Here is a 15,312-nt window from a genome sequence, read left to right on the forward strand (position 1 = left end):
GGCGCTGACCCCAAGTGCATACGGCCTTCACCATCCTGATCGACGGCCTGACCTATGCGTCATGGCTGTTCATCGTCGCGCTCGGGCTCACGCTGGTCTTCGGCGTGCTCAAGATCCTCAACATCGCGCATGGCAGCTTCTATGCGCTGGGCGCGTATGCGGCGGCGAGCTTCGTCGGCTGGGGCGCGAGCATGAAGTGGGCGCCGGGCTTGTCGCTGGTGTGCATGCTGCTCGCGGCCATCGCGGTGGCCGTGGTGCTGGCGCCGCTCACCGAGCGCGGCTTGCTGCGCTTCTTCTACGGGCGCGACGAGGTGCTGCTGGTGCTCGTGACCTACGCGATGTTCCTCATCCTCGAGGACGTGACCAAGCTGGTGTGGGGCGCCAATCCGTACTACGTGTCGGAGCCCTATGGCCTGTTCGGCAACATCGACATCGGCGTGCAGAGCTGGGTGGGGTACGACTTCGCGCTGGTCGCGCTGGCGGTGATCGTGGGCGGGATCGTGTGGTGGGGACTCAACCGCACGCGGCAGGGCAAGATCATGCTGGCGGTGATCCACAACGCGGAGATTGCGTCGAGCATGGGCGTGAACGTGTCGCGGGTCTACATGCTGGCGTTCACCGTCGGCATCTTCCTGGCGGCGCTGGGCGGGGCGTTCACCGCGCCGATGATCTCGGTGCAGCCGGGGGTGTCGGTGGGGGTGATCATCGTGTCCTTTGCGGTGGTGATCATCGGTGGATTGGGGAGCATCGAGGGTGCGGCCATCGGCGCGTTGATCGTGGGGCTGGCGCGGTCCTTCGCGGTGCACGTGGCGCCGGTGGCGGAGCTGTTCTCCATCTACATCGTGATGGCGGTGGTGCTGATGTTCCGGCCCGAAGGCCTGTTCCAGCGCACGCAGACGCGGAAGATCTGACGCGATGGCCGCCGTTCTCGAAACGCCATCCATCCCCGCGCGCCGACGTGCGCCGGCGAGCCGCGGGCGCGTCACCTTGCTCGGCCTGCTGGCCTTCGCGGCGCTGGCGATCGTCGGCTGGTTCAGCCCACGCTGGCTCACCTTTCTCGTGACCATGGCCGCGGCCAACGGGCTGGTGTCCCTGGGCATCGTTTGCTTGATGCGCGGTGGCGTGGTCCCCTTCGGGCAAGGCATGTTGTTTGCTGCAGGCGGCTACGCGGCAGCGCTCATCTACAACAAGCTGGGCTTCACGGACGCACTGGCGTTGGCACTGTGCGGCGGCATCGCCGCGGTGGTGATCGCCGCGCCCTTCGCGCCACTGCTGTCGCGCTACCGCGGCATCTTCTTCGCGATGCTCACGCTGGCCTTGTCGATGGTGACCTACGGCCTGTTGATGAAGCTGGACGCACTGGGCGGCTCCGACGGCTTCAACCTCGGGCGGCCCACGCTCTTCGGCAAGAAGCTGCCGGATGCGCACACCGGCTACATCATGTACGTCATCACCATCGGCATCGCGACGGTGATGGCGCTGCTGGCGCGCATCTACTTCGACAGCACCCGCGGCCTCGTGACGCTGGCCGCGCGCGAGAACGAACTGCGCGTGGAATACCTCGGCGGCTCGGTGCGGCAGTCGATGACGATCAACTTCATCCTCGCGGCCTTTTGCGGCGGGCTCGGCGGCGCACTGGCGGTGATGGCGCTGGGGCACATCGAGCCGAACTTCAGCTTCTGGACCACCTCGGGCGAGTTCGTCTTCGTGGCCATCCTGGCGGGCTGGCAGAGCGTGGCGGCGGTGTTCCTGGCGAGCACGGTGCTGGAGGTGGTGCGTTCGTTCTCCAGCGCGTACTTTCCCAACACCTGGCAACTCGCGCTGGGGCTGTTCCTGTTGTTCGTGATCCGCTTCCTGCCGCGCGGACTCGGCTCGTTGTGGATGAAGAAATGACCGCACTGCTTGAAGCCCGCGGCGTCAACAAGCGCTTCGGCGCGGTGGTCGCCGCGGCCGACATCGACATCGCCATCGGGGCCGGCGAGCGTGTGAGCCTCATCGGCAGCAACGGCGCCGGCAAGACCACCTTCGTCAACATGATCACCGGCTACCTGAAGCCCGACGAAGGCCACATCCATTTCAACGGCCGCGACATCACGCCGCTGGCGCCGCGCGCGATCACGCGTCTCGGCGTGGCGCGCTCCTTCCAGATCCCGCAGCTCTATGGCGACCTCACGGTGCTCGACAACATGCTGGTGGCCAACGCCTGCCACGACCAGCGCCTGAGCTTCTGGCAACCGGCGCACCGGGGCGAGGCCATCGACCGTGCCGACGTTCTGCTGGAGCGCTTCCGGCTTGCCGACCACCGCGAGCGCCGCGTCGCCGAGTTGCCGGGCGGCGTGCGCAAGCTGCTCGACATCGCGATGGCGCTGACGGCTGCGCCCAAGCTGCTGCTGCTCGACGAGCCCACCAGCGGCGTCTCGGCCGAAGAGAAGTTCCCGATGATGGAGACCATCATGGCCGCGCTCGGCCACGAGGCGATGACGGTCCTCTTCGTCGAACACGACATGGACATCGTGGAGCGCTACGCCAGCCGCGTCGTCGCCTTCTACAGCGGCCGCATCATTGCCGACGGCCCGCCCGGACAAGCCTTGGCGACCGACGACGTGCGCCGCTACGTCACCGGCGAACTGCTGCAGGAGTAGACGACGATGCTGCACATCGAGAACCTGCATGTGGCGATCCAGTCGGTGCAAGCCTTGCGCGGCCTGTCACTCGACGTAGGCGACGGCCAGATGGTCGGGCTGGTAGGCCGCAACGGCGCGGGCAAGACGACGCTGATGCGCGCGGTGATGGGCGCGTTGAAGCCATCGCAAGGCCGCATCGTGTTCGACGGCCAGGACCTTGCAGCGCTGCCCGCGCATGCACGCGCGTCGCTCGGCATTGGCTACATGCCTGAAGACCGCGGCCTGGTGCCGGAACTCACGGTGGAAGAGAACATCCTCGTGCCGGTGTGGGTCAACAAGTCGCTGGTGGAATCGGAGCGGCTGGCGCTGGTCTACAGCGTGCTGCCGGAGCTGAAGGAGATGCGTTCGCGCCGTGCGCTGCTGCTGTCGGGTGGACAGCAGAAACTGGTGGCGCTGGCGCGTGCGTTGGCGGTGGGCACGCGACTGCTGCTGCTCGACGAACCCTTCGAAGGCGTGGCTCCCGTGTTGTCGAAGCGGCTCGGTGAAGTCATCGCCGGACTGAAAGGCAGCGCGGTGTCGGTGCTCATCGCGCAAAGCGACCTCAACCACTCGCGCCGCATCGTCGATGCCGAGGTCGTCATCGAACGCGGCGCCAACGCCATGAGGGCGGCGGCGTGAGCCATTGGCAGGAATTTCCCGTTCCACCCATGCGATGCGAGGCGCTGTACGGCGATCGCATCGTGCGCTGTTTTGCGGAGCGGCCGAAGAGCCTGTACGCCATGTTCGAGCAGGCGCGCGCCACCCGCGCGCAGCACGACGCCATCGTCTGCGAGGGCCGGCGCTGGAACTACGCGCTAAACGGTGAAGCAAGCGACCGCCTGGCAGGTGCGTTCGCAGCCAGGGGCATCGCGAAAGGCGACCGCGTGCTGATGCTCGTCGGCAACCGCCCCGAGTTCCTCTTCGTGCTGCTGGCCCTGCAACGCATCGGCGCCATCGCCGTGCCGGTCGGCATCCGCGAACAATGCCCTGGCCTCGCCTACATCGCAAACCAGTGCGGCGCGAAGGCCATCGTGCACGACGACGCGCTCACCGAGCGTGTGCCCGAAAACGGGGAAGTGCCCGAGTTGCGGCAGCGCATCACGGTGTCGCAACTCGCCGCGCTGGCCGCCGAGCCCCATGAGCTTCCTGCACCCGCCAGCACGGTCGAAACAGACGTGGCCGTGATCCTCTACACCTCCGGCACCACGGGCTTCCCCAAGGGCGCGCTGCTCACGCACCTGTCCATCGTGCATTCCGCGATGCACTTCCAGGCCTGCATGAGTTTGCAAGCCGAAGACCGCTCGGCGCTGGCAGTGCCGGCCAGCCATGTCACCGGGCTGGTGGCCATCATCGCGGCGATGTGGCGCGTGGGCGGCGCCGTGATCGTCGTGCCCGAATTCAAGGCCGAGCCTTTCGTGCAACTGTTGGCGCAAGAGCGCGTGACCCACACGCTGATGGTGCCGGCCATGTACCAGCTGTGCCTGCTCTCCGACGAATTAGCACGCGAGGACTTGTCGCGCTGGCGCATCGGCGGCTACGGCGGCGCGCCGATGCCGGTGGCAACCATCGACGCGCTCGCCGGGCGCCTGCCCGGACTCACGCTCCTCAACACCTACGGCGCGACCGAAACGACTTCCCCCACCACGATGATCCCCGCCGGCCTCACGCGCGCCCATGCCGATTCCGTCGGCGTCCCGCTGCCCGCCGCCGAGGTCCGCGTGATGGACGACGAAGGCCGCGAAGTCGCACCCGGCGAAACCGGCGAGATCTGGATCGGCGGCCCGATGGTCGTGCCCGGCTACTGGAACAACCCGGAGGCCACCGCCGCATCCTTCACCGCCGGCTTCTGGCATTCCGGCGACCTCGGTTCCATCGACGCACAAGGGTTCGTGCGCGTGTTCGATCGCAAGAAGGACATGCTCAACCGTGGCGGCTACAAGGTCTACTCGGTCGAGGTCGAGAACGTGCTGATGGGCTTTGCAGGCATGGTCGAGGCGGCCGTGGTCGGCAAGCCCTGCCCGGTACTCGGCGAGCGCGTGCATGCCTTCATCTACCCGAACAGCCCGCCCGCCGACGTGGCGGTTGCCGAGGCCGCGCTGCGCCGCCATTGCGAAGAACGCCTGGCCGACTACAAGGTGCCCGAAAGCTTCACGTGGAGCGCCGAGCCCCTGCCGCGCAATGCCAACGGCAAGCTGATGAAAAGGCTGATGCGCGCACGAATTTGAGTTCCTGCTTCCAAGGGCTTCACGAGGAGTGAAGGGATGTTCCATCAATCAACAGGAGAGAAGCGCATGAAGAGAATTCGAAAAAGCTTGATCGGTGCCGCGGCGCTGTGCCTGAGCCTTGGCGCAGCGGCGCAGGCCAATTGGTACCCCAGCAAATTCGGCGCAAACGACGAGATCGGCGCGGCCAACTACCTCACGCCAGCGGTGGCTCTCAATGCCGCGAAGCTCGTGAAGACCGGCAAGGTCTATTCGCTCGGCATCACCGTCAGCACGACCACACCGGCATTTCCCCCGCGCACCTGCTCGATCTACATCGTGCAGCCAGGCCAGACGGGTTCCGCCGAGGGCCTGGGCCCCACGCACACCACCTACAACGACGACATCCTCAACTGCTGGACCGGCATCGGCACCCAACTGGACGGACTGGGCCACATCGGCGTGGGCGACCGCTACTACAACGGGCTGAAGTGGGGCGAGTTCGCCAACATCAGCGGGCTCAAGAAACTCGGCGCCGACAAGATTCCCCCGATGGTCGCGCGCGGCGTGCTGCTCGACATGGCTGCGCACTACGGCGTCGACGTGGTCAAGGAAGGCACGGCCTTCAACGTGGCCGAGATCGACGCCGTTGCGAAGAAGCAGGGCGTGGAGATCAAGCAGGGTGACGTGGTGATCTTCCACACCGGCTGGCTGAGCCTGATCGAAAAGGACCCCAAGCGCTTCGGTTCTGTCGAACCGGGCATCGGTCGCGAAGGCGCGCGACACCTGGTTTCCAAGGGAGTCGTCGCGGTCGGCGCAGATACATGGGCGGTCGAGGTCATCCCGTTCGAGAAGGACGGCGACAAGGACGGCGGCATCTTCGGCGTGCACCAGATCCTGATCCCCATGGGCGGCACCTACATCCTCGAAAACATCAACACGGCGGAACTTGCCAAGGACAAGGCTTACGAGTTCATGTTCGTGCTCGGACAGAACAAGTACCAGGGCGCGGTGCAGTCGATGATCAATCCGGTGGCGATCCGCTGAATCTTGCACGCGAGCGGCGCGAGGCGAGGCTGAGACAATAGCGCTACACGCGCCGCGGGCGCGTGCCGCCACCGAACCAGCCGCAACCTTGTCCGCCTTGCCATCCACCACCGCCTCCACCGACCCGCTGGAGATCCTCCTCGAGGTCTTCGGCTACACCGCCTTCCGCGGCCCGCAGGAGGCCATCGTCGACCACGTGGTCGGCGGCGGCGACGCGCTGGTGCTGATGCCCACGGGGGGCGGCAAGTCGCTCTGCTACCAGGTGCCGGCCATCGCGCGGCAGCGTGCCGGGCAGGGCGTGGCCATCGTCGTGTCGCCGCTGATCGCGCTGATGCACGACCAGGTCGGCGCGCTGCACGAGGCCGGCGTGAACGCCGCCTTCCTCAACTCCACGCTCGACTGGTCCGAGACGCAGGACGTCGAGCGCCGCCTCGCCCGCGCCGAGATCACCCTGCTCTATGCCGCACCCGAGCGCGTGACCACGCCGCGCTTCCTCGAACTGCTCGACGGCTTGGCCGCACGCAACAAGCTCAGCCTCTTCGCGATCGACGAGGCGCATTGCGTGAGCCAGTGGGGCCACGACTTCCGCCCCGAATACCGCGCGCTCACCGTGCTGCACGAGCGCTATGCCGGCGTGCCGCGCATCGCACTCACCGCCACCGCCGATGCGCTCACGCGCGCCGACATCGTCGAGCGCCTGCAACTCGAAAAGGCGCGCCAGTTCGTCTCCAGCTTCGATCGTCCCAACATCCGCTACACCATCGTCGAGAAGAAGGACGCGACCACGCAACTGCTGCGCTTCATCGAGCGCGAGCACGAAGGCGATGCCGGCGTGGTCTATTGCCAGTCGCGCAAGCGCGTGGAAGACGTGGCGCTGTCGCTGCAGGACGCCGGCATCAACGCGCTGCCCTACCACGCCGGCCTGGACGCCTCGGTCCGGCAGAAACATCAGAACCGTTTCCTGCGCGAGGACGGCATCGTGATGGTCGCGACCATCGCCTTCGGCATGGGCATCGACAAGCCCGACGTGCGCTTCGTCGCCCACCTGGACATGCCAAAGAACATCGAGGGCTACTACCAGGAGACCGGCCGCGGCGGCCGCGATGGCGAGCCGGCCGACGCCTGGATGGTCTACGGCCTGCAGGACGTGGTGAACCAGCGCCGCATGATCGACGAGAGCCCGGCCGGCGAGGACTTCAAGCAGGTGATGCGCGGCAAGCTCGATGCGCTGCTGTCACTGGCCGAGGCCAGCGATTGCCGGCGCGTGCGGCTGCTCGCCTATTTCGGCGAGCACAGCAAGCCCTGCGGAAACTGCGACAACTGCATCACGCCACCGGAAGTCTGGGATGGCACCGATGCCGCGCGCAAGCTGCTCTCCACGGTCTACCGCGTGCAGCAGCAGAGCGGCATCAGCTTCGGCGCCGGCCACGTCATGGACATCCTGCGCGGCAAGCAGACCGAGAAGGTCAAGCAGTTCGGCCACGAGCGCATCAGCACCTTCGGCATCGGCAGCGAGTTCAGCGAAGCGCAGTTGCGCGGCGTGCTGCGACAGCTGATCGCGATCGGCGCGCTGGCGGTGGACGCCGAGGCCTTCAACACGCTGAAGCTCACCGACGGCTCCCGCGCCGTGCTCAAGGGCGAGGCCAGCGTGTCCTTGCGCGAGTCGGTGACCTCGGCCACCCCACGCAAGGCCAAGCGCGAGAAGACCGCGCGCGGCGCGCCCTCTGCCGCGGCCGCCGCGCTCGACGCCACCGGCCAGGCGCGCTTCGCCGCACTCAAGGCCTGGCGTGCCGAAGTGGCCCGGGAGCACAACCTGCCCGCCTACGTCATCTTCCACGACGCCACGCTTGCCGCCATCGCGCAGCGCGCACCCGGCACGCTGGAAGACCTGCAAGGCATCAGCGGCATCGGCGCCAAGAAGCTGGAAGCCTATGGTGCCGACGTGCTGAGGGTCAGCGCAGCCTTTTGACCCGGCACCGGCCGGCCCGCCCGGCTGGCCGTCAACGCGTGAAGACGAGCCGTGGCGACGGCGCTACATATCCCGGTTCGTGATGATCCGGTTCCCGCGCGAGGGCGACCGGTTCAGCAGCGGCTCCCAGGCCTTCGCGTCGGCCTTCTGCCGCGCGGCTTCGGATTTGGGCGCGCCGTTGTTGATGCATCGGCCGGTGAGCGCGGTCGCCAGCAGGGCCTCGGCGGGGTCGCCCAGCGCGTGGCTGAAGTCGTCGGCCACGACGCAGTCGGGCTGGAAGCCATCGCCATAGTCACCAAAGCCTTGCGCGTTCACGCCCTGGAACTGGATCGCAAAGTACGTCGTCCCGCAGTTGTCCGCTGGCACGAACGCATAGGGCTTGCCGCAGGTCGCGCCGCCAATGAGGTTGACCTTCACGCCAATGCCGCGGAGCCCGTTCACCACCGACTCGCTGGCCGAGCAGGTGTCGGGCCCCGTGAGCACCGTCACTTCGTTCAGGCCCAGTTGCGGCAGCATCTGGTTCGTCGGGGCGGAATAGCCCCGCGCGTATTCGTAGAAGGGGACGGTGGCCTGCGCAGGCGTGAGGCTGAACGGATTCTTGCTGTTGAACTCCAGCCGCTCGAAGGTCTTGCCGACCGTGGCTTCGCGCGAGGCCACCATGTAGGCCAGTTCGCTCGCCACCCCCAGCAGGCCGCCACTGTTGTAGCGCATGTCCACGACCAGATCCTTGGCACCGGCGTCTTTGAGCGTGTTGACGGCGTTGATCAACTGGGCCTCGGACGGCTCGTTGTGGTCGTTGAACTGGAAGTAGCCGACGCGGCCCTTCGCAAGGTCGAAGGTCTTCACGTTCTGCACCGGCGACAGCGTGACATTGGCGGAAGTGAGCGTGACGGTGCGTGTGCCGCCGTCGAGCAGCCCCACCTTGAAGGTGTGCGCCTCATTGGCAGCCGCCGGCGCAAGGCCCGCGTTGAGCTTGCCCACGTCGTTGCCAGTCACCACGTCGGCGCCGTCGATCTCCAGCAATTTCATGCCCCGGGTGACGCCGGCCAGGTCCGCGGGCGAGCCCGGCTCCAGGTAGGCCACGCGCACATCGCGGGGTGGAGTGCGTTGCAGAAAGGCCAGTTCCATGCCGTAGCCGACCGACAAGCCGGCCGACAGGTTGCGGTATTCAGCCGTGTCCTCGGTGAAGTGGAAGCGGTCCTTGTCGCGCCCGTTGACGGTCTTCTTCGGCGTCTTCAGCACGTTGAAGTAGGCGACGGGCGTGGGATAGGCACTGGAAAGCAGCCCGCCCGGCACCTCGTCGAACCAGAGGTAGGTCTCGTCGATCCACCCGCGAACCCAGCGCTTTTCGTCGTCCAGCGTGCCGGCCTGGTCCCGGTAGGGAGCGCCGGTTTCAGGGTCGGTGCCGGTGCGCGGTGTCGCGCATCGGCCGGCCACCGTGGATGTCGCGACGATGGGCTCCTGCCCCATCGACGCCACCGCCTGCGCTTGAATCCTCATCAACGTTGCGATATCGCCGATGCCTTCGCCACGACCCTCACCGCCGCCGCCACAGGCGGTCAACACCAAGCCGGCGACGATTCCGGCGCCCCAACGCATATTCAGCCTCACTGTTTCGTCCTCCCAAATTTGCGGAGAGACTAACAGTGTCGACGCGGTTTTGACTATCTCTTCAGCGTGTCAATCACACGGTTTTCGCGAATTGGCGCGCGCCAGAGGGTTGGCATGGCGCCGTTCCCTGGCTTTTCGAGTTGGATGCCCGCCTTTGCCACGACTGGGCAAGCGCCGCCTTGCAGCATCGTGAGCGCGGCGGCAAGGCGGCCTTCGGCCGGGTCGCCGAGGTCGCGCGTGAAGTCGTCCGCCACCGCGCAATGGGGCGCGAAGCCGTCGCTGTAGTCGCCGAAGCCCTGCTGGTTCACGCCCTTGAACTGGACCGTGAAATAGGTGGTGCCGCAGTTGTCCTGCGGAAAGTAGCCGTAAGGCTTGCCGCAGGTGGTGCCGCCGACGAGGTTGACGCTGACGCCCACGCCGCGTAGCGCGTTGATGATCGACTCGCTGGCCGAGCAGGTGTCCGGCCCGGTCAGCATCGTCACGCGCGAGAGGCCCAACTGCGGCAGCGGCTGGCCGGGTGTCGTCGAGTAGCCGCGCGTGGTGCCGTAGAAGGGCACGCGGATCTGATCCTCGGAGAGCTTGAACGGGTTCTTCACATTGAACTGCAGCAATTCGAAGGCCGTGTCCTGGGTCGCCGCGGGCGTGGCCACCATATAGGCCAGTTGGCTGGCGATGGAAAGAAGGCCGCCGCCGTTGTAGCGCAGGTCGACCACCAGGTCGCTGACCGCGTCGGCCTTGAACTGGTCGAAGGCCGCGACCAGTTGCGCTTCGGCCGCCTCGTTGTGATCGTTGAAAAGAAGATAGCCCACGTTGCTTCCGCCGACTTCGATCGTGCGGGCGCGCACGGTGGGCATGCTGCGCGCGCCGGCCGCGACAAGCGATGCGGTGACCGTGCTGCCATCCGGCCGCGCGACCTTGAACAGGTGCCGCTCGCCCGCCGCGACAGGCTGCAAGGCGGCATTGAGCGTGGCGACATCGCTGCCGTTGACGACATCCACGCCGTCGACTTCAAGCACTCTCGCGCCGCGCCCGATGCCGGCCGAAGCGACCGCCGAGCCGGGATCCGCCAAGGCCACCCGCACGTCACGCGGCGGCACGGCGTTCAGGAACGCCATCTCCATGCCGTAGCTCGCGGTCGCCTCGCCCGTGCTGGCCAGTTGGCGATAGGCGGCGGTGTCGTAGGTGAAATGGAATCGATCCTTGGGCCGGCCCGAGGGCGTGATGGCGGAGGTCTTCAGCACGGCGAAGTAGTCGATGGGCGTCACATAGTTGGCCGCCACCAGCCCGCGGGGCACCTCGTCGTACCAAAGGTAGGTCTCGTCGGTCCAGCCCCGGAGCCAGCGCTTCTCGTCGCTGGTCGTGCCGGGGACGTCGGGGAAGGCCACGCCGGTGTCAGGATTGATGCCCTGGCGCGGCGCCGCGCACCGTCCCGCCATCGAGGACGACGCCACGATCTCTTCGGAGCCCGTCGCCGTTGGTGTCGGTGTCGTGGCGAGCGCCGCGATCGGCAATCCGCCGCCCCCGCCACCGCCACCACCGCCGCATCCCCACAAGATGAGCGCACCCAAGAATACTGCGCCCCACCGAACTTGCCGCTTCATATGCCAGGTCCTTCCCAGAACAGGGAAGCAGCCTAGCAATTAACTAAAGTTTGCAATGATTCAAAAGAACTAGCTTTCGGGCTCAACAGCCTCGGAAACTGTTTCATTTTGAAAATATTTTTTTCAGCAGCTATTGGACGAAGCCCATGCCGCGCGATTCGCGCACTTCCGGCTTAATCCGATGTTCTGCCTCGAGTTGATCGAGGAACTCGGCGGCGGAGAACTCGGTTGCCAGGATGTCGGTCTGGCGCTTCACCGCTGCGAAATCACCAGGGCACAACTGGTCGAGCTTCGCCAGCCGCGCGCGCAATTCCACAGTCAGGAGCGCCGCATCACCGCACAGCGCTTCCACGACGAACATGCGCTCGCGCTGCGCCGCCGTCAGCGGCATGAACCTGATCTTGAAGGTGAAGCGCCGCAGCGCGGCCTGGTCGAGCCGGTCCAGCAGGTTGGTGGTGCAGACGAAGACGCCGTTGAAGCGCTCCATGCCCTGCAGCATCTCGTTGACTTCCGTCACCTCGTAGGTTCGCTGCGCGCCGCGCCGGTCCTGCAGGAAGGAGTCGGCCTCGTCAAGCAGAAGCACGGCCTTCTCGGCCTCGGCTTCCTTGAACATGGCGGCCATGTTCTGCTCGGTCTCGCCGACGTACTTGCTCATCAGGTCGCTGGCCTGCTTGATGATCAGCGGCCGGCCGATGGCCCGGGCCATGTGCTCGGCCAGCGCGGTCTTGCCGGTGCCCGGCGCGCCATAGAAGCACAGCGTGCCATGGCCACGCGCCTTCACTGCCTCGACGATGCGCGGGATCTCGAAGCGCGTCTCGACATTGAGCATGTCGAGGTCGTAGGTGGTGACGCTGCGGCGTTCGCCATGGCCCGATTCGGTGGTGCCGAGCGCCATGTCCGCATTCTTGAGCTGGCGCTCGATCAGCGATTCGACACTCATCTCGTCGGTCTTTGCGAGTTCGGCGAAGCGCGCGGCCGTGCGGATCTGGGCCGGCGTCAGGCCCTTGCGCTCGGCCAGCTTGGCGGTAAAGGCTTCGGACACGGCGATGCCTTCGAGCGTCTTGCGCACCAGTTGCTCGCGCGCGCCGGGCGGCGGCGACTTGAGTTCCAGGTGATACGCGAAGCGGCGCCGGAAGGCCGGATCGATCTGCTCGATGCGGTTGGTCACCCACAGCGTCGGCACGGCATTCGACTCGAGGATCTGGTTGACCCAGGCCTTGCCGCTGACGCTGCCGCTAGTCGGTGCGGAGATCTGCTCGGCGCGCGCCATGTATTGCGCCGCCTCGGTGCTGATCGGCGGGAACACGTCCTCGACTTCATCGAACAGCAACGCGGCCTGCGCGCTGCCTTTCAGGAACACCTGCGCGATCTGCAGCGAGCGATAGCGGTCGCGCCCGCTCAGCGAATTGCCGTCGCGGTCGGCATATTCGACCTCGAACAATTCGAGGCCGGCGGCCTGTGCGACGACTTTGGCCAATTCGGTCTTGCCGGTGCCGGGCGGGCCATAAAGCAGCACGTTGACGCCGGGCTCCTTGCGCGTCACCGCGGCGCGCAGCAGCGTGACGAGCATCTGCGCCTCGTCCGACACAAAGGAAAAATCGTCCACGCCGAGAGCGCTTTTGGCGGACGGGCGCGTGAACACTGCCATCAATTCGTTCTGGTCGCGGTACTCGCGCATCAGCACCGGCGGCAGCTTCTCGCTGACCTTCATCAGGTCGGCCAGGTCGGTGATGTTGTGTTCGGAAATGAGGTTCTCGACCAGGCCGATGCGCTCCAGCCGCGAGCCCGCGCGCAAGGCTTCGCCCACGTCGCTGGCATTGACGCCCGCGACTTCCGCAATCGCGGCGTAGGCCTCGGGTGCGTTGTTGACCTTGAACTCCACCAGCAGCGATCGCAGGTCGCGCTGGTAGCGCGCCAGCGTGCCGTAGAGCAGCAGCGCGCGCTCGGCCTTGTTCAACAGGAGAAGGCCGGCCAGCGCATCGATGTTCTTCTCGACCAGCGTCGATTGCTTGCGCAGCGCATGCGTGAGCCAGTCGCGCGTGGCCGACAGCACCGAAAGCAGGTCCTTCGGCTGGTCCTTCGCGTATTCGTCGAGGTAGAAGAACAGCGTGCCTTCTTCATACGGCCCGCGCCAGACGCCGTGGCGCTCCAGCAGCGTGCGGCTGTCGAGCAGCTCGACGCCCTTCCAGATCTCGTTGCCCGCACACCGCCGCCCGAGGAATTCGCGCAATCGCTGCAGCACGGCCGCGGGCCAGACCAGATGCCGCCCGGTCAGCGAGAGCAGGCCGTTGAGGTCGCGCCGCACATTGAAGCGCGGGCCCTGCTTGGCCGCGAGGGTCAGCACGAAGTGCGAACACATGAGTTCCAGCACCGGCGCGCCCTTGAGTCCAGGCGAAGGCACGGCCTGGCTGCGCGATGCAGCCGCCACCTCATCCACACCGGAACGCTTGACCATGCAGGACTACCCTTCTCCAAGAGCCGACTTCAGCGCGACCATAACGCAGAGTTTTAGGTTCGGGAAGAAATGGGAACAGTAAAAACCCTGATGTTACGAATCCGTCCACAATTCCCGACATGGTTGAAATTGATCAGATCGCCAAGGCGGCCGCCCGACTGCGCGGGCAATTGCTCGACACCCCCTGCGTGGAATCGCGAACACTCTCGGAAATCGTGGGGGCGCAAGTCTTCCTGAAGTTCGAGAATTTGCAGTTCACGGCGTCCTTCAAGGAGCGCGGGGCCTGTAACAAACTGGTGGATTTATCGGAAAGCGGCGTGCGCGGCGTGATCGCGATGTCGGCCGGCAATCACGCCCAAGGTGTGGCCTATCACGCGCAGCGCCTCGGCCTGCGTGCGCTGATCGTGATGCCGCGCTTCACGCCCGGCGTGAAGATCGAGCGCACGCGCGGTTTTGGCGCGGAGGTGGTGCTGCACGGCGACACGTTGGAAGCCGCCCGCACCCACGCCTTCGAACTGGCCGAGCGCGAAGGCCTGACCTTCGTGCATCCCTATGACGACGAGGCCATCATTGCCGGCCAGGGCACGGTGGCGATCGAGATGCTCGGCGCGGTGCCCGAGCTCGACACGCTGGTGGTGTCGGTCGGCGGCGGCGGGCTCATCGCGGGCATGGCCATCGCGGCGCGGGCCATCAAGCCGGGCATCGAGATCGTCGGCGTGCAGACGACCCGCTTTCCCGCAATGGTCAATGCCGTCAAGGGCACGCAGCATCCGCAGGGCAACAGCACCATCGCCGAGGGCATCGCGGTGGGCACGCCGGGCGTGCTGACGCGCGAAATCATCCAGGCGCAGGTCGACGACCTGCTGCTGGTCGACGAGGGCGACATCGAGCAGGCCGTGCTGATGCTGCTGGAAATCGAGAAGACGCTGGTCGAAGGCGCCGGCGCGGCCGGTCTCGGCGCCCTGTTGCGCCACCCCGAGCGCTTCCGTGGCAAGCGGGTGGGCCTGGTGCTGTCGGGCGGGAACATCGACCCGCTGCTGCTGGCCGCCATCATCGAGCGCGGCATGGTGCGCGCCGGCCGGCTGGCCCGGGTGCGGGTCAGCGCGCGCGACGTGCCAGGCTCCCTGGCCCACATCACGGCCACCGTGGCGGAAGCGGGCGCTAACATCGATGAAGTCCACCACCAGCGCGCCTTCACCATGCTGGCGGCGCAGAACGTGGACGTGGAACTGGTGCTGCAGACCCGCGGGCGGACGCACCTGGCGTCGGTGCTCGATGCACTGCATGCAGCCGGGTTCGCGGCTGAAGAGCAACGGTAGCTTGCAAAACGCATTCGATTCCCAAAGGAATGCCCCGTCACCGGGCTTCAGACACCTTGGCTATCGGCCAAAAGTCGCACACTGTCCGGGGGCCGACCCTGACATGATGGGCGCGAGCCTGCCCCTAGAATGTGCGCCAGTTTTGCGAACCTGAGGTATCCCTGATGTCCAAGCCAACCCCCGTCCAGCCGGGCCAAGACGCCGTCGTCGAACACGACGCCGTCGAATCGATCGTTCACCTGATGCCGCTCGTCCTCCCGGTCGTGGGTGGCGTGCTGATGCTGTTGCTGGCATCCATCGCCGTCTTCATGGCCTGACACAGGCCCGGCCGGGCTTCCCTCGTGGCCCCCGGTCTTGTCCCCCGCCCCCCTCCCATGCGATACCGGGCTCCGGAAGAAAACGTTTTCTCCAACGGTCTTTGCGCACACGTGCGCCCAGGTCCGTTC

12 protein-coding genes are annotated in these 15,312 nt (G+C 66.4%); 9 read left to right on the forward strand and 3 right to left on the reverse strand.

What is annotated here, in order from left to right; translation table 11 throughout:
- Nucleotides 1–14 precede the first annotated feature (14 nt).
- The 7 genes from WKW82_RS00645 to recQ all read left to right on the forward strand — a co-directional run bounded on the left by WKW82_RS00645 (nucleotide 15) and on the right by recQ (nucleotide 7,880).
- Nucleotides 15–911, forward strand: a complete 897-nt coding sequence (locus WKW82_RS00645) for a branched-chain amino acid ABC transporter permease (protein WP_340340324.1) — start codon at nucleotides 15–17, stop codon at nucleotides 909–911.
- Nucleotides 912–915: 4 nt separating this feature from the next.
- Nucleotides 916–1,893: a branched-chain amino acid ABC transporter permease gene (locus WKW82_RS00650; RefSeq protein ID WP_340340325.1), complete on the forward strand. Its 978-nt coding sequence runs from the start codon at nucleotides 916–918 to the stop codon at nucleotides 1,891–1,893.
- Nucleotides 1,890–2,642: an ABC transporter ATP-binding protein gene (locus WKW82_RS00655; protein ID WP_340340326.1), complete on the forward strand. Its 753-nt coding sequence runs from the start codon at nucleotides 1,890–1,892 to the stop codon at nucleotides 2,640–2,642. The genes WKW82_RS00650 and WKW82_RS00655 overlap by 4 nt, the downstream gene beginning before the upstream one ends.
- Before the next feature lie 6 nt (nucleotides 2,643–2,648).
- A complete protein-coding gene (locus WKW82_RS00660; protein ID WP_340340327.1) occupies nucleotides 2,649–3,302 on the forward strand; it encodes an ABC transporter ATP-binding protein in 654 nt (217 codons plus the stop codon).
- Between the two features lie 29 nt (nucleotides 3,303–3,331).
- Nucleotides 3,332–4,888 carry a class I adenylate-forming enzyme family protein gene (locus tag WKW82_RS00665; protein ID WP_340340328.1) on the forward strand — a complete coding sequence of 519 codons (1,557 nt, stop codon included), beginning with the start codon at nucleotides 3,332–3,334 and terminating at the stop codon, nucleotides 4,886–4,888.
- 66 nt (nucleotides 4,889–4,954) lie between these two features.
- Nucleotides 4,955–5,911, forward strand: coding sequence for a cyclase family protein (locus WKW82_RS00670; RefSeq protein WP_340340329.1), 957 nt, complete (start codon nucleotides 4,955–4,957; stop codon nucleotides 5,909–5,911).
- A gap of 88 nt (nucleotides 5,912–5,999) precedes the next feature.
- Nucleotides 6,000–7,880: a DNA helicase RecQ gene (gene recQ / locus WKW82_RS00675; RefSeq protein ID WP_340340330.1), complete on the forward strand. Its 1,881-nt coding sequence runs from the start codon at nucleotides 6,000–6,002 to the stop codon at nucleotides 7,878–7,880.
- Nucleotides 7,881–7,943: 63 nt separating this feature from the next.
- Here the strand turns inward: recQ and WKW82_RS00680 are convergent, their stop codons facing one another.
- The 3 genes from WKW82_RS00680 to WKW82_RS00690 form a co-directional block, all read right to left on the reverse strand.
- Complete coding sequence (locus WKW82_RS00680) at nucleotides 7,944–9,491, reverse strand: S41 family peptidase (protein WP_340340331.1); 1,548 nt, start codon at nucleotides 9,489–9,491, stop codon at nucleotides 7,944–7,946.
- Between the two features lie 53 nt (nucleotides 9,492–9,544).
- Complete coding sequence (locus WKW82_RS00685) at nucleotides 9,545–11,059, reverse strand: S41 family peptidase (protein WP_340340332.1); 1,515 nt, start codon at nucleotides 11,057–11,059, stop codon at nucleotides 9,545–9,547.
- A 163-nt stretch (nucleotides 11,060–11,222) separates the two neighbouring features.
- A complete protein-coding gene (locus WKW82_RS00690; RefSeq protein WP_340340333.1) occupies nucleotides 11,223–13,547 on the reverse strand; it encodes an ATP-binding protein in 2,325 nt (774 codons plus the stop codon).
- Nucleotides 13,548–13,666: 119 nt separating this feature from the next.
- Here WKW82_RS00690 and WKW82_RS00695 point away from each other — a divergent pair, with 119 nt between their 5' ends.
- A complete protein-coding gene (locus WKW82_RS00695) occupies nucleotides 13,667–14,866 on the forward strand; it encodes a threonine ammonia-lyase (protein ID WP_340340334.1) in 1,200 nt (399 codons plus the stop codon).
- 164 nt (nucleotides 14,867–15,030) lie between these two features.
- Complete coding sequence (locus tag WKW82_RS00700; protein WP_340340335.1) at nucleotides 15,031–15,183, forward strand: hypothetical protein; 153 nt, start codon at nucleotides 15,031–15,033, stop codon at nucleotides 15,181–15,183.
- The last annotated feature ends 129 nt before the right edge of the window (nucleotides 15,184–15,312 follow it).

Source organism: Variovorax rhizosphaerae, assembly GCF_037889975.1.
Classification (GTDB): Bacteria; Pseudomonadota; Gammaproteobacteria; order Burkholderiales; family Burkholderiaceae_C; genus Variovorax; species Variovorax rhizosphaerae.

Bases quoted from the DNA above. Each gene is read 5' to 3' on its own strand.
- WKW82_RS00690 (WP_340340333.1), bottom strand. From the start codon at position 13,547: ATGGTCAAGCGTTCCGGTGTGGATGAGGTGGCGGCTGCATCGCGCAGC.
- WKW82_RS00650 (WP_340340325.1), top strand. From the start codon at position 916: ATGGCCGCCGTTCTCGAAACGCCATCCATCCCCGCGCGCCGACGTGCG.
- WKW82_RS00660 (WP_340340327.1), top strand. From the start codon at position 2,649: ATGCTGCACATCGAGAACCTGCATGTGGCGATCCAGTCGGTGCAAGCC.
- WKW82_RS00700 (WP_340340335.1), top strand. From the start codon at position 15,031: ATGTCCAAGCCAACCCCCGTCCAGCCGGGCCAAGACGCCGTCGTCGAA.
- WKW82_RS00665 (WP_340340328.1), top strand. From the start codon at position 3,332: ATGCGATGCGAGGCGCTGTACGGCGATCGCATCGTGCGCTGTTTTGCG.
- WKW82_RS00655 (WP_340340326.1), top strand. From the start codon at position 1,890: ATGACCGCACTGCTTGAAGCCCGCGGCGTCAACAAGCGCTTCGGCGCG.
- WKW82_RS00695 (WP_340340334.1), top strand. From the start codon at position 13,667: ATGGTTGAAATTGATCAGATCGCCAAGGCGGCCGCCCGACTGCGCGGG.
- WKW82_RS00670 (WP_340340329.1), top strand. From the start codon at position 4,955: ATGAAGAGAATTCGAAAAAGCTTGATCGGTGCCGCGGCGCTGTGCCTG.